Annotated in this window: 12 protein-coding genes and 1 pseudogene; 7 read left to right on the top strand and 6 right to left on the bottom strand. The window is 60.8% G+C overall.

Features of this window, described 5'->3' with window-relative positions:
• Window positions 1–14: 14 nt before the first annotated feature.
• The gene (locus ABEH28_RS17595) at window positions 15–734 is read left to right on the top strand and encodes a hypothetical protein (RefSeq protein WP_346630675.1); all 720 of its coding nucleotides are present in this window, start codon (window positions 15–17) and stop codon (window positions 732–734) included.
• Window positions 735–753: 19 nt separating this feature from the next.
• Here the strand turns inward: ABEH28_RS17595 and ABEH28_RS17590 are convergent, their stop codons facing one another.
• A complete protein-coding gene (locus ABEH28_RS17590; RefSeq protein ID WP_192171502.1) occupies window positions 754–1845 on the bottom strand; it encodes a diguanylate cyclase in 1092 nt (363 codons plus the stop codon).
• Between the two features lie 305 nt (window positions 1846–2150).
• Between ABEH28_RS17590 and ABEH28_RS17585 the strand changes: the two are divergent.
• Together ABEH28_RS17585 and ABEH28_RS17580 are read left to right on the top strand one after the other, a co-directional pair.
• Window positions 2151–2785 (top strand): annotated as a pseudogene (locus tag ABEH28_RS17585) (LysE family translocator).
• Between the two features lie 105 nt (window positions 2786–2890).
• Window positions 2891–4060 carry an RsiV family protein gene (locus ABEH28_RS17580; RefSeq protein WP_192171500.1) on the top strand — a complete coding sequence of 390 codons (1170 nt, stop codon included), beginning with the start codon at window positions 2891–2893 and terminating at the stop codon, window positions 4058–4060.
• Window positions 4061–4138: 78 nt separating this feature from the next.
• Here the strand turns inward: ABEH28_RS17580 and ABEH28_RS17575 are convergent, their stop codons facing one another.
• Entirely contained in the window at window positions 4139–4723 is a 585-nt protein-coding gene (locus tag ABEH28_RS17575; RefSeq protein ID WP_192171499.1) for a polyribonucleotide nucleotidyltransferase, read from the bottom strand.
• 394 nt (window positions 4724–5117) lie between these two features.
• Here ABEH28_RS17575 and ABEH28_RS17570 point away from each other — a divergent pair, with 394 nt between their 5' ends.
• Window positions 5118–6794, top strand: a complete 1677-nt coding sequence (locus ABEH28_RS17570; protein WP_192171498.1) for an NAD-dependent malic enzyme — start codon at window positions 5118–5120, stop codon at window positions 6792–6794.
• A gap of 62 nt (window positions 6795–6856) precedes the next feature.
• On the opposite strand, the gene ABEH28_RS17565 is transcribed toward ABEH28_RS17570, so the two are convergent.
• The 3 genes from ABEH28_RS17565 to ABEH28_RS17555 form a co-directional block, all read right to left on the bottom strand.
• Window positions 6857–7621 carry a 2-keto-4-pentenoate hydratase gene (locus ABEH28_RS17565; RefSeq protein WP_346630674.1) on the bottom strand — a complete coding sequence of 255 codons (765 nt, stop codon included), beginning with the start codon at window positions 7619–7621 and terminating at the stop codon, window positions 6857–6859.
• 92 nt (window positions 7622–7713) lie between these two features.
• Window positions 7714–9012 (bottom strand): MFS transporter, encoded by a 1299-nt coding sequence (locus ABEH28_RS17560; protein ID WP_346630673.1) that lies wholly within the window; start codon window positions 9010–9012, stop codon window positions 7714–7716.
• A gap of 123 nt (window positions 9013–9135) precedes the next feature.
• Window positions 9136–10347, bottom strand: coding sequence for an aminotransferase class V-fold PLP-dependent enzyme (locus ABEH28_RS17555; protein ID WP_346630672.1), 1212 nt, complete (start codon window positions 10345–10347; stop codon window positions 9136–9138).
• 164 nt (window positions 10348–10511) lie between these two features.
• Here ABEH28_RS17555 and ABEH28_RS17550 point away from each other — a divergent pair, with 164 nt between their 5' ends.
• Window positions 10512–11237, top strand: a complete 726-nt coding sequence (locus ABEH28_RS17550; protein ID WP_346630671.1) for a GntR family transcriptional regulator — start codon at window positions 10512–10514, stop codon at window positions 11235–11237.
• Between the two features lie 36 nt (window positions 11238–11273).
• Window positions 11274–12602, top strand: coding sequence for a glycine hydroxymethyltransferase (locus ABEH28_RS17545; protein ID WP_346630670.1), 1329 nt, complete (start codon window positions 11274–11276; stop codon window positions 12600–12602).
• Between the two features lie 315 nt (window positions 12603–12917).
• Here ABEH28_RS17545 and ABEH28_RS17540 read toward each other — a convergent pair whose 3' ends face one another.
• On the bottom strand, window positions 12918–13886 hold the full coding sequence (locus ABEH28_RS17540; protein WP_346630669.1) for a restriction endonuclease: 969 nt from the start codon (window positions 13884–13886) through the stop codon (window positions 12918–12920).
• Between the two features lie 363 nt (window positions 13887–14249).
• Here ABEH28_RS17540 and ABEH28_RS17535 point away from each other — a divergent pair, with 363 nt between their 5' ends.
• Window positions 14250–14540 carry a hypothetical protein gene (locus tag ABEH28_RS17535; protein ID WP_192171491.1) on the top strand — a complete coding sequence of 97 codons (291 nt, stop codon included), beginning with the start codon at window positions 14250–14252 and terminating at the stop codon, window positions 14538–14540.
• The last annotated feature ends 27 nt before the right edge of the window (window positions 14541–14567 follow it).

Genomic DNA, 14567 nt, shown 5'->3' with positions numbered 1-14567 from the left:
TAAGGATGGAATCGATGACCCTTCAAATCGCAACCTCTGAGCCCTTGAAGCAACCGTGCATCGATGCAGACTTTAATGTCGACGCCTCAACCGCGTTTCAACAATTGGTCGATGAGCAAAGCCGGCTGTCCAGAGACCAGTTGAGTGAGCTGCACAAGCAATGGCTCGGGCCCCACGGCGTGTTTGCCACCTTCAGCGCAGAGGTCGAGCGACTGGGGCGTCAGGCTCCTGCGCTGGATGATCTCTCCAGCCTTGGCAGCGCAGAGCGTATGAACGAGGCCGAACGGGCGGTGGCCTTCGCGCTGGCGCAGAGCAATCGCCGGCGCGCGGTGAACAACCCGTTCGGCTCACGCTCGCGTCAGGACCTGTGCTGCGTGGTGTTCAACGAGACCGACGCATACACCTTGGCGGAGCGATACGCCGCGTACGAAGCCATGCGTCAGAGCGACTCGGATTTCTTCATCAAACTCATCGCCACCACCCGCGGCGTCACCGAGCGGCGCATCGTCTTTCGCGGCTTGCTCGAACATTACGACCGCTTGCTGCCGATCGAAAAAAGCATCTACCCCGAGGCCTACCGCGACGTGCAGCAAACGCATCTGGATCGGGAAGAAGGGCTGTATGGGCCGCTGATATTGGGCGACAGCCTGCACAATTTGCTGTCACTCATGACACCGCTTGAGCTGCTCAAGCAGGTTAAGGCACCTACCGATGCCATGGCCTGCAGTGAATAGCGAATCTTTCGGACCTCAATTACGTCGCTGACTCACCCAGCGCAGCACCCTCGCGCGCAGCCGCTTTGCTGGACGGCTGCGCTGGCGTGACCCGATTGCGCCCGGCGCTTTTTGCGTCGTACAGCGCCATGTCGGCTTCGTGGAGCCACATGCCGGCGTCGGTCTGGTGCGCGCCGTACGCCGCGACGCCGATACTCAGGCTCAGCTTGAGATCGGGCAGGGCCGAGTGGGCGTGCTCATGGACCGTGCGGCGCAGGCGTTCGAGTATCTCGATCGCCTGGGTCAGGGTGGTGTCGGGCAGGATGACGCAGAACTCGTCGCCGCCGTAACGGCCGGCCAGATCGGTCTGCCGCAGGCTGGCGGACAGCGCGTTGCTCAGTTGCTTGAGCACGTTGTCGCCGGTGATATGGCCGTAGGTGTCGTTGATGGTCTTGAAGTGGTCGATGTCGATCAGTGCCACGCTGTGCTGGCGATTGAGCGTCTGGCATTTATCGAACTCCAGCGCCAGTCGATCCTTCCACGCGCCGTGGTTCATGAGGCCTGTGAGGCTGTCGGTGGTGCTGAGCTTTTCCAGCGCTTTCTTGCTTCTGGACAGCTGCACGGCCACGCGATAACAGACCAGCCCGATGGCCATCGGGTAGATCACCAGCATGGGCAGGCAGGCGAAGACTTGCAGCTGAGTAACATGCGGAAACAACGCCGGCAGGAATATCTTGTACGCCACCAGTGCGCCTGCTACCTGCGCCAGCGAACCCAATACAAACAGACGCAAACCACCGGACGCGATGTTGTTCATCGCCATCATTGACAGCACCGTCACGGTGGGCAGCGGACTGATCCCCATCGCCCCCGCCCAGAAGCCGCCGCCCAGCGAGTCATAAATCATGTTGCGGCGTTCGGCGGCGTACGGGTGACGTGAACGCTTGGCGAGCAGGTAAGCCAGGTGCGGCCAGCCGTAACCGTGGGCGATCATGGCGATCCACACCCAGGCCGGCGGATGGGAAGGGTACAGCGCTGCAGCCACAGCGAAGAACCCAATACCCAGACCGATACTGCGCGGCAGGTACATGCGTCTGGCGAAGGAGAGACCTTTTGGGACCGAAGTGTTCATAGCGCTTCACCGGGTTGTGACGCTGCATCCCGACTGCCACATCGGTCACGACCAACGACTCCGAGTGTCCCTCGCCAACGGGACGCTGGGAAGAGCCCTTTGCCACTATTGAGCAAATAATTCACGCCGGCTGTCGCCACAGGGTGCTGTGATGCATGTGTCGTTTGGCTCAGCGTTGGGTGTCGTCTGTCATGGCGTGTTTTCCGGGCATCTGTGTATAGACCGTTCTACAAAGGTTGGCTGAAATGGGGCGGCAATTCGGCGCGGTCCGGATGCATATTCCGTCACGCCGGCAGGAGCCCACGATGCCCGAACTCTCGAACCTCATCGCTTTTTCCCTGATAGCCCTCGGTATGGTGCTGACGCCAGGGCCGAACATGATTTACGTCATTTCGCGATCCATCTCACAAGGGCGCAAGGCGGGGCTGATCTCCCTCGGCGGCGTGGCAGTCGGCTTTATCTTCTACATGCTCTGCGCGGCCTTTGGCATCACCGGCCTGGTCATGGCGGTCCCGTATGCCTACGACACACTGCGCATGGCGGGTGTCGTGTATTTGCTTTACCTCGCCTGGCAGGCTGTGAAACCGGGCGGTCGCTCGCCGTTTCAAGTGAGGGATTTGCCTCAGGACAGTAACCGACAGCTGTTCCTGATGGGCCTGATGACCAACCTGTTCAACCCCAAAGTGGCGTGCTTTACCTGTCGCTGCTGCCGCAGTTCATCACCGTCGACAACGGCACCAGCGTGCTCAGCCAGTCGCTGATCTTGGGCAGCGCGCAGATTCTGGTGAGCCTGAGTGTGAATGCGACGGTCGCCATGGCGGCGGGCTCCATCGCCGTTTTTCTGACCCAGAAGCCCGGTTGGGCGACCGTGCAGCGTTGGCTGATGGGCACGGTGTTGTTCGGGTTTGCGGTGCGGATGGCGGCGGAGGGCAGGCGGTAACCGCGCTGTCACGCTTCGAGGAAATCACGGCTGGCCCTTGCCAGACGCTCCGCGATTCAGGAGATTACTGGCCCGACTCGTTAGCATCATCACAAGGGACGTCTGATGCCTGTTTCTCTCTCCGTTTTGCGTATCACCTGCCTCGCCGCGCTGATCGCGCCATTTACCCTGCACGCCGAGAATGCGGTCCATGTGCTGACAGGCACCTTGGGTAAATCGCCCATCGTCGTCGAGCTGGATCTCACCAGCGCTGAAGACGTGACGGGCCGCTATTTCTACGAGAAGTACCACAAGGACCTGCCGCTTTCCGGCACCTCGAAGGGCAATGACCTGATGCTGACCGAGGGCCTGAGCTACGACGACGAAGCCAAGTTGCCGAAGCTGGTCCTTCATAAAAATCCGGACGCGACCTGGACCGGGGATTGGAGCAGCAAGGGCAAGTCCTACAAGGTGCAACTGGCCGAGCGCGCCGTCACCGCACCGGATGCTTCCGCCGAACCGGGTTGGCAGGACATTTACAAACAGTCGACCTATGACTACCTGCGGCTCACACACCTGCCGCTCAAGGCAGACAAAAAAGCCACGTTCATGGGCCACGGGCTGCAATGGTGGGTGGAGCCGGAGTCGGGCGTCTCGATGTTTGAAATCACGTCGGGTTACGCGCCGGAGCGGGCCGCACGTATCAATCAGCAGCTGCGCTCGCGCTTGTGGCAGGAGGTTGTCAGCTACAACCAGTGCATGCTCAATGCCAGTCGCAACGGTGGTGATTTTGCGCAGACGGTCACGCCGCGCTTGCTGACGCCTGGCATCGTGAGCCTAAGCGTCTTCACCGATTATGATTGCGGCGGCGCGCACCCGGACTTCGGCGACTCGCCGCTGAATCTGGATGCCAGCACGGGGAAAGAGTTGACGCTGGAAGACGTGGTGTGGGTCGGCAAAGGCGCGCCGTTTCATTACGAACGTGATGAAGAAGGTGGTGTCAGTTTCGACACGTATTCGGACTACCGCGGCAAAGCCTTCGCCCCCTGGCTCGTTGAGCAGTTAAAAGCGGCGCACCCTGCAGACATGGTGAAGCCTGCTACCGAAGACGACTGCGACTACACAGACCCGTCGGTCTGGGAGTTTCCGTCGTGGTATTTCACTGAAAAAGGCATCGTGTTCGGCCCCTCTTTCGCTCGCGTCATGCGCGCGTGTGAAAGTCCCGAATGGTCGACCGTGCCTTACAGCGTGATCAAGGCGCATCCGGGCGGGACCAAACTGACGTTGCCGGAATGATCAGGCCCACGTGATCAGATTGATGATCTGACATCGCTGCTTTTTCGGCTGCAACCGCTGCCGCAAAAGCAGCAACTCTCACTTCCCGCCGGTCACACCCTTGACCACCTCGGCGTGGGCCTTGGCATCCTTCGCCAGGGAGATCACGTTCACCATCGCCGTGCGTTTGCCGTAGGCCGCGGTAATCGTCGTGCTCAGCACCCGACCGCCGTCTACGCTCCCTGAGATATCCAGCTGACGCATGCCGAGGCCTTTTCGTACGATTTTCTTCTCGCCCAGCTTCTTGAAGTCCTTGTAGCTGGACTGCTGCTGTTGCAGCGTGTCGGCGATGATGCCGTCGAGGGTTGGCTTGTCGTTGGCGCCGACCTTCTGGTCATTGGGCAGCGGCGCTTCGGTGATGATGACCACGCGCTTGGCTGGCTTGTTCATGTAGAGCGAGCCGGTGACGCCTGCAGCCCTGGCCTTGGCATCGATTTCTTCCATGGGGCCTTTGACGTAGTCCTTCGGCAGGGTGAAGGCAAATTTGCCGCCGAGCATCGCGACTTTTTGCCCAGAAGGTTTCGGCGCGGGTTTGGCTTTGGTCGCGGCCTGCGCGCCGACCATGCCCAGGCATGAAGCCAACGCGGTGCAGACCAGCAGGATTCTTAAACTGAACAAGCGCATTCCGACCACTCCTGGGGATGATTCCTACATAGGTCCGGCATTTTGCCTGAGGGTGATGGCAGGTTGATAGTCGTGAGGGTAAGGGTGTCAGCGGCAATCGTTAATGCCGGTCCGATGGGGCGAACGGGTATCTACGTAGGACCGGCTTCAGCCGGGACGAGGCCGGGATGTACAACACAAGATGTGCAGCGTGACGCCTGACGCCTTCCCGGCTAAAGCCGGTCCCACAGGGTGTGCGGCATGAGCCAATTCAATGGGTGTACGCGGTGTTTAGTGGGACCGGCTTCAGCCGGGAAGACGCCAGTTCAAGCACCGCAGATTTCCATTCGTGCATTGGCTTTCCAGGCCAAAGGTGTACATTGAATTCAAAATACAATAAGCACAGGAGACAGACATGACCCATGCCGCTGATCGCACCTTGCAAGTCCCTTTCGCCGGTCCCACGTTGTTGGGCACCCCACTTCTCAACAAAGGCACCGCGTTCAGCCTCGACGAGCGTGAAGCGCTGGCCCTGCAGGGTTTGCTCCCCGAACGCGTCGAAACCATCGAGCAACAGGCGAGCCGCGCCTACCACCAATACCAGGCCTGCGCGACCGATCTGGACAAACACATCCTCCTGCGCTCGATCCAGGATTCCAACGAAACACTCTTCTACCGCGTCGTCGACGACCACCTCGACGAGATGCTGCCGATCATCTACACCCCCACCGTCGGCAAGGTCTGCCAGGAATTTTCCCGCATCTACCGCAGCCATCGCGGCTTGTTCATCAGCATCGCCGACAAGGACCGCATCGACGAGATCCTCAACAACGTCACCAAAGACAACGTCAAAGTCATCGTCGTCAGTGATTGCGAGCGCATTCTCGGCCTCGGCGATCAGGGCGTCGGCGGCATGGGCATCCCTATCGGCAAGTTGTCGCTGTACACGGCGTGCGGCGGCATCAGCCCGGCCTACACGCTGCCGGTGGTGCTCGACGTCGGCACCAACAACCCGGCGCTGCTGGCGGATCCCCTGTATTTCGGCCGTGGCCAGGAGCGTGTTCGCGGCGCCGAATATGACGCGTTCGTGCAGGCATTCGTCGAAGGCGTCCAGCGTCGTTGGCCGGAAGCCATTCTGCAGTTCGAAGACTTCGCGCTGACCAATGCCATGCCGTTGCTCGCGCGCTTTCGCGATCAACTCTGCTGCTTCAACGATGACATTCAGGGCACCGCCGCCGTCACCGTCGGCACCTTGCTGGCCGCCTGCAAGATGAAGGGCCAGCGCTTGTCTGATCAGACTGTCGCCTTCGTCGGCGCCGGGTCAGCGGGTTGTGGGATCGCCGAGCAGATCATCGCCGCCATGCAGCTCGAAGGCTTGTCCGAAGCCCAGGCCCGCAGTCAGGTCTTTCTGCTCAACAGCAAAGGCCTGCTGACCGATCGCCAGCCGGACCTCTACGACTTCCAACAGCGACTGGCCCACTCCAGTGATTCACTCAGCGACTGGGATTTCAGCGCCGACTGGCCCTCGCTGCTTGAGGTGGTCAGCAACGCCAAACCCACGGTGCTGATTGGCGTGTCGGGCAAGGCCGGACTGTTCACCCAGCAGATCATCGAGACGATGCACAGCCACTGCCCGCAGCCGATCATCATGCCGCTGTCCAACCCCACCTCGCAGATCGAAGCGCACCCCAAGGACATTCTGCAATGGACCGACGGGCAGGCGCTGGTGGCGACGGGCAGCCCGTTTCTGCCTATTGAGGTGCTGGGCAAAACCTTTCCTATCGCGCAGTGCAACAACTCCTACATCTTCCCCGGCATTGGCCTCGGCGCCATCGCGAGCAAGGCGACCCGCGTCACCGACGGCATGCTGATGGCGTCGGCCCAGGCACTGGCTGAATGCGCAGCGACAGGGCAGATGCTGCCGCCGTTGCGGGATGTTCAAGCGGTCAGCAAACGCATCGCGTTCGCCGTCGGCATGGCGGCCCAGCGCGACAGTGTGGCGCCGCCGCAATCGGAAGATGAATTGTCAGCGGCCATCGAGAAGGACTTCTGGCAGCCGGTTTACCGGTCGTATGCCCGCCGCCCTGACTAAAAGCTTCACAGCAAAAAGAACCCGCCAGCTCGGCGGGTTTTTTATGGCAGCGAGGTAAAGCGTCAGGCCAGCGTCAATGAAACCGGTGGCAACCCGTCGATCTGTCCCAGCACCTCAGCCATGCCCTGGGCGAAATGCATGCCGGTATAAGAACCCGTGGTGACGACGAAATCCTCGGGCAACGGCAGACCGTTCAGGGTGTGATGGTTGACCAGCCACGGCAACAACCGGCGCGGGTCGCCCGCAGGATTGGCGACCTTCGACGGCACAACGCTCTCGCCATTCAGCGTGAATGAAAGCGTCGGTTCAACGAAGGGAAAGGACGCGTCGTAGGGTACGAAATCACCCACCACCAAGGCGCCGTGGTTAAGCAGATCGGCGAGTTGCGTCAGTGGCTCGATCTTCGGCCACGCCGCGAACCGGCTGGAGACCACCTCGATGGACGCTGCCATCTCGCCAATGCCGGCCATGACCTCCTCGTCGCTGTACGCCTCATCCCGAGGGCTGAAGGTGCGGTTGAAGCGGAAGGCGATCTCCAGCTCCAGACCCACTGGCGGATAGACGCTGCGGTCCAGTGTGCCGGTCGACGGGAACAGGCAGTCGCGGGGCAGGGGCGAGCCCTGAATCGGCCCGTCCGTGGACTTCGAACCAATCTTCCAGCCGCCCGCTTCAACGCCACGCAAGCGCAGGATTTTCTGTTGCGTGAGGTACGCCGCGTTGCGGTCTGTCGGGTTCAGGTCGAATTCCAGCTCGCCTAACAGGCTGCGCTTGTTCTGCGCATCGACGATCAGCTGCGCCAGGCGCGAAGGTTGGGTGTCAGTGTCCAAAAGGGTTCTCCGGTGAAGGGGTTCGATTGCAGCGTGCCGGGCTGAAGCTTCATGGATCAGATCGCCGCCCGAAGGCGGCTTCCGTTGTGGCTTTATTTACTGACCACCGGCGCCGGTTCCGCACTCGGTGTCAGAGGCGCGGCCGGCTGCCCATATTCAAACCGGTTCTGCGGCTTCATGCGGAACGACAGCACGACGCCAATCGCCAGTAGAACAATGCTGACCAGAAACGGCAGCTGCCAGTTGCCAAACTTGTCGATCAACAGACCGGCGGCCACCGGGCTGACGATGGCGGCCATGGCCGATCCGGTGTTCATCATGCCGCTCGCGGTACCGCAGTGGTCCGGCGCGATGTCCATCGGAATCGCCCACATCGGGCCGATCGTCATTTCGGAGAAGAAAAAACCGATCGCCAGACAGGCCAGGGAAATGTGCATGTCCTTGGTGAACATCAATGGCACCAGCGACAGCAGCGTCAGGCCAAGGCACACGGCGACCATCAGGCTGCGCGCCTTGTTCAGGTCCTTGGTCCGCGTATAAATGCGGTCGCTGACGATGCCGCCCAAGGTGTCGCCAACCACGCCGCCGAAGAACACCGTTGACGCGAAAATCGCGGTGCCTTTCAAATCCAGGCCCATGTTCATGAAGTACATCGGCACCCAGCTGAGCAGCAGCCACAGCGTCCAGCCGTAGCAGAAGTAAACGATGGTGACTGGGGCCATACGCTTGAACAGGCGACCCCATGGCAGCACGACGCTGGATTTCACTTTCGGCGGCGGCAGGGTGTCCAGTTCCTGCTTGGAGATGCGCGGGTGGTCTTTCGGATGCTCGGTGAACACCGCCATCCACAAGATGACCCAGACGAAGCTGGTGGCCGCGCAGACGTAAAACGATTCGCGCCAGCCATACGTGGCCATCACCGCGATCATCGCTGCCGGCGCCAATGCATTACCGAGACGGGCGAAGGCGTGGGTGATGCCTTGGGCAAAGCCGCGTTTTTCCTTGGGGATCCAGCGGGACATTGCGGCTGTTGCAGCCGGGAAGGTGGCGCCTTCACCGAGGCCGAGGAGTATCCGCGCGACGATCAGCGAGACGAAGCCGCCGGCCAGCCCGGTCAGCACCGTAGCGCTGGCCCAGATCAGTCCGCACACCACCAGCGTTCGCTTGGCGCCGAAGCGGTCGCTGACCCAGCCGCCGATGATTTGGAAGATCAGGTAGGGGTACGCGAAGGCCGAGAAGACGATGCCGATCTCGGTTTTGCTCAGATTGAATTCTTTACCGAAACCGACCGCGGCGGTGCTGACATTGACGCGGTCCAGGTACGTAATGAAATACATGGCGCACAGCATGAACAGCACCACCGTGGTGGGGCGCAGACGTAAAAACTTCATGTGCTATCTCCAGTTTCTTATTGTGTTCGCTGACAACGCGATGATTTGGGATAGTGAGGTGTGTCGGAAAAAGCTGCGGGGGTGCCGCAGCCGGGCGGAGCGGGGTGGAGACGGAGCGGCGCGTTAGTCGCGTCGCAGCGGCACCGATTGCGCTCCCAGGTAATCCATGGCCGCCAGAACGCCACTGGACTGAAGTTTTACGCCGGCCATCTGCAGGCCCATTTCGCAGCCGGTGAGGGTTGCCATCAGCATCAGGTCGTTGCAGTCGCCCAAGTGGCCAATGCGGAACATGCGGCCTTTCATCTTGCCCAGGCCGGTGCCCAGGGACATGTCGAAACGCTCATAGATGGTCTTGCGCACCTGGTCGGCGTCGATGCCTTCAGGCGTCATCACGCCGGTGAGCACGGGGCTGTAAACGCTCGGGTCGGCGCACTGGATTTCCAGGCCCCAGGCGGTTACGGCGGTGCGGCAGGCTTTTGCCAGACGGTTGTGACGGATGAACACGTTGTCCAGGCCTTCGCCGAGGATCATGTCCAGCGCTTCCGATAATCCGTACAACAAGTTGGTGTTCGGCGTGTACGGCCAGTAACCAGTCTTGTTCATCTCGATGATCTCGTCCCACGCCCAGAAACTGCGCGGCAGACCGGCGCGCTTGCTGGCCTCGATGGCTTTGGGCGAGAGGGCGTTGAAGCTGATGCCGGGTGGCAACATCAGCCCCTTCTGCGAGCCGGAAATCGTCACGTCCACGCCCCACTCGTCATGACGATAGTCGGCGGACGCCAGGCCGGAGATGGTGTCGACCAGCAGCAGGGCAGGGTGGCCCGCGGCATCAATGGCCTTGCGCACGGAAGCGATATCCGAAGTCACGCCGGTGCTGGTCTCGTTGTGCACGACGCAGACCGCCTTGATGCGATGCCCGCCGTCAGCGCGCAGGTGGTCTTGGATCATTTGCGCATCGACGCCACCGCGCCAGCCCTCAATGCCGGGCCGACCGATGAACTGCGGTTTGAGGCCGAGGCTCAGCGCCATCTTCTGCCACAGCGTCGCGAAGTGGCCGGTCTCGAACATCAACACTTCGTCGCCCGAGCTCAGGGTGTTGCACAGCGCCGCTTCCCAGGCACCGGTGCCCGACGCGGGATAAATCACCACCGGATGCACGGTCTTGAAAATCTTCTTGATGCCTTCCAGCACCTTGAGCCCCAGCGCGCCGAACTCCGGGCCGCGGTGGTCAATGGTTGGGTAACTCATCGCGCGAAGGATGCGATCCGGCACCGGGCTAGGCCCCGGAATCTGAAGGAAGTGGCGACCGGCGGGGTGGAAATCGAGCTTCAGCATCGGTGTCTCCTTGTCTTTTTATAATTTTGTATTTTGAATTCAAAATTAACCTAGCACAGGGCGATGCTGTGTCAAACGGCCTAACTGCGCTAATCTTTCCAGCGAACTGGAGCATTTTCGAATAAGGACTCGGTGCCAGAGCGGGTCCAGGAAGGATGTATTGAATGCAAAATACTGAAAAAATGAGCGCACAGCCCGACGCCCGGCCAATGCCTAAAGTCGAACGCCAGCGCCTGCACGACATCGTCATCGATCACCTGCGCGGCTTTATCACCGAAGGCGTGCTTGCCCCAGGCACCAAGCTCAACGAGCGCGAGCTGTGTGAAACCCTCGGCATCTCCCGCACGCCGTTGCGCGAAGCGCTGAAAGTGCTGGCCGTGGAAGGGCTGATCGAAATCAACCCGAACCGGGGCGCCAGCGTCGCCCGCATGTCGGAGCTGGAGATTCGCGAAACCTTCGAACTGATGAGTGGCATCGAAGCCTTCGCCGGGGAGCTGGCCTGTGAGCGCATCACCGCCCAGGAAATCGAAGACATCAAGGCGCTGCACTACGCCATGGTGGTCAGCAAAAACCAGAACGACCTGCCGGGTTACTACCAGCGCAACCGCGCCATCCACGACCTGATCAACCTGGCCGCGCGCAACTCCGCGCTGCGTCAGGTCTACCTGTCGCTGAACCGGCGCATCCACGCCTTACGCTTTCTCTCCAACCACCAGGCCCCGAAATGGGACCGCGCGTTGCACGATCACGAAGAAATGATCGAGGCCCTGCAAGCCCGGGACGGCAAGCGCTTGAGCAGCATCCTGCGCCATCACCTGCTGGAAAAACGCGACGCCCTGATGCTGCTGGTCAGGGATGAATCCGAGCACCCGGACTCCATTCGCCGTTGACTGATTGTTGATTAGCCATTAAGGGAGCTGCCGACCATGCCCCGTGATCTCGATGCCTTGCTGGCCGCTTGTGCCGACCGGTTGCCGCAACTGGAAACCCAGCGCCTGATGCTCTACGCCGGCGCCAACCTCCCCAGCGCCCGCGCCATGGCCGCCTACACCCCCGCGCTCAGCGCCTACCCGGCGATGGGCCCGACCGGTCACAAAGAACAGCCCGACACCGAGCTGGTCAGCGAGCTTGAAACCTTCACCCGTCAGGCCGCCATGACCCTGTTCGGCGCGGCATGGGCCGAAGTCCGCCTGGCCAGCTGCACCCTGGCCAACCTGGCCATCTTCCACGCCTACTGCCGACCGGGCGACAAAGTGCTGGCACCCGCTGCCGAGCACGGCGGGCATCTGAGCCAACGCCGTGGCGGCACTGCAGAATTGGCAGATCTGGTGGTTGAAGACCTGCCGTTCGACCGCAGCAACTGCCAGCTCGACGCCGAGCGCGCGGCGGAAATGATCATCCAAACTCGGCCCAGTCTCGTGGTGCTCGGACGCAGCGTCATGATCAAGGCCGACGACATCGCCCCGGTGGTCAGCGCCGCCCGCGCGGTCGGCGCCAAAACACTGTTCGACGCCTCCCACGTGCTGGGCCTGATCGCTGGCGGCACGTACCCCAATCCGTTTGACGCCGGCGTCGACCTCATCAGCAGCTCCACCTACAAAACCCTGCCCGGTCGACCGCAAGGATTGGTGCTGGGCCGCGACCCCGAAGACGCGATGGCCCTTCGCGAGTTGCTCGACACCCGGATGCTCGCCAACTACGACGCCGGCCGGCTGCCCTCTCTTGCGGTCACCCTCATCGACGCCCAGGCCGGTGGCCGCGAATATGCCGCCAGTATTGTCGGCAACAGCGCGGCGCTGCATCGCGCGCTGGTCGATACCGGGTTGCCTGTCATAGGGGCGAATGACGGCGAGGTGCATACCCATCAACTCTTACTGCCGCTGTCACTTGATGCTGATCCGCGCGCTGTGATGCACGCGTTGGAGGCGCAGGGGATTCTTATCGGGACGTGCGTCGATCCTTCCCGCGCCGGGCATCAGGCGCTGCGGTTGGGGACGCAGTTCATCACGCGGCAGGGGATGAACGCGCTGGATATGGTGGATGTGGCGCGATTGCTGAGTGATGTTTTGCACGTTGGCGCTTGCGGTCGGCTTGATGCGCGCCCGGTCGCTGATACGGCGCAGATGGCAGGTCGGATTCAGCAAATGCTGAGCAAAAAAAAAGCCGCTGGGGAGCGGCTGAAGTTTGGAGCTTGGAGGCACCACGTCGGGAGCAACGACGTAGCGAAACGACAGAAACAAAATGCTAAAAGCTGATCAGGCGTTTGACGTTCTCCGGCTTGGGTGTGGGTTTCCATCGTTCCCGCGCTGGGCGGGTTCGATGGGGTGAAGCCACTTTAGGAACGATGGGCGGCGGGGGCAAATGAAACCCGGGTAACTATTTGTTAGCGAAATTGTTATGTGCGGGGAGGGGGCGGGGCGGGAACTTTTTGGGTATGCCAGGCGGGGTTATTCGTTGGTCTCTTGTTGGTGCGGCGGTACTGCGGTGCGCTGGTTGTTGATGAGTTGGCTGTGGGCGTAAACTTTGTGGGCAAGACGTCAGGCTTGGGCTGACGTCCTATTCTGCGGTTTTTACTTCACCGTCATCGGCGCGAAAATCGGCCGGATGCCACGGCATTTTGGATAAGCCACACAGCCCCAGAAATTCCCGCCGGCGTTGGCGCCGGTTCTCGCGACACGTATCACCATGGTTTTGCGGCAGTGCGGGCAGAGGGGCGCAGCAGGTTCAGGCTCGGCTTCTCGTGTGGCGGGTTGCGTCGCTGTTGGAGTTGGCGCTTGAACCGGAGCTGGAGCGGGACTTGGAGTAACCACCACCTCCGGCTCAACGATTGCTGGCTCGACACGCTCAGCCACCACCTCGACGGTTGGCCCTGGACCAGGCTTCTTCGCCTCGGCGATCCACTGCTTCAACACCGATCCATCGACCAGTTGCACATTGCGCCCCGCCGCAAAATCCCTCGCCGGTTTGGTGAACGTCCCGCTGGTGACCACGAAACCGCCGACAGCGCCTTCAGCCGCCATCGCGCCATACAACTCCCGCACCACCGGCACACCGACCTGCACTGATCGCCATTGCTTGCACTGCACCACGTACGTCTCGCCATCCTTGCGTGCGATCAGATCAATGCCGCCGTCAGGGCCATTTTTGCCTGTTTCTCGTACTGAGTAGCCACGTCGGCGTAGGGCTTCGCCCACCAGCAATTCGAACTCGTGCCAGGTGATGCTCAGCAGAGGGTTGCCTTTGGTGGTGGCGGCGGATTCGAGGAGGTCGCGGCGTTTGCGGCGGCCGATGATTGAGGCGATGGCGCCGGCGGTGAGTATCAGGGGAACAAAGAATTGCCCGAAAGTGGCCATGCCCCGAAAGGCCGACGCGGAAACCATCTTGTCGAAATGGCGCGGATCTAGGTTTGTAGGGAGCGGAGCAATGGCCACCGAGTGCAGCCACATTGCCGACGCCACGGCGAGAACAGCACTGATCCACCAAGGGAGCTTGCTGGCGAGAAAAATGAGGGCTTCTAGATTGGAGGTTTTCTTGGCCATATCCGTGGTCTTTTCTTGAGTCCGTTGTGGTGGAAGTTTGGTGAGCGCTGCTGAACCTGTAGGAGTGAGCTTGCTCGCGATGCGGCGTGGCAGATGTCAGCGTATCGGCGAGTTGATTCGTTGCAATAGGGCTTAGGTCCTTTTGCCTATCCCTCACATCTGGAGCGCTCCACACACACCCTTCGCGTTTCGCAAATGCACCCAGGAGGAGGCTACCGGAATGAAGCAAGTCGTCTATGAAACTTACCGTAAACGGTTTACGGAAAAGTCAGAAAATCCATAGAGAAAACTCATTGTGATGGCTCAATGATGTCATGGTACAAGGCTGCACGGAATCTTCGTCCGTACAGCTAAGGAATGGCCATGAGAAATGTAGGACTCAGCTTCATTGCAGCGCTCGCGCTCCTCTCCGCTTTTACCGTCTCCGCCAAAGAAATCCGACTCACCGATGACGCGATAGCGCAGATCCTCATTGAGGACTCAATCTCTTCCTATCCCAAAAATTGTCCATGCCCTTATAACTCGGCTAGCAACGGCAGCCGCTGCGGCAAACGCAGCGCCTATAACCGTGCAGGAGGGTATGCGCCTTTGTGCTTCAAAGAAGATGTAACAAAGGGCATGGTTCAGGAGTATCGGCAGCGGATGAAGGGTTGAATTGCTAGTTAATGCAGCTTGAGCTGG

This window comes from Pseudomonas sp. Ps21-P2 (assembly GCF_039672565.1).
GTDB lineage: Bacteria > Pseudomonadota > Gammaproteobacteria > Pseudomonadales > Pseudomonadaceae > Aquipseudomonas.
This window is presented reverse-complemented; position numbering and strand designations above follow the sequence as displayed.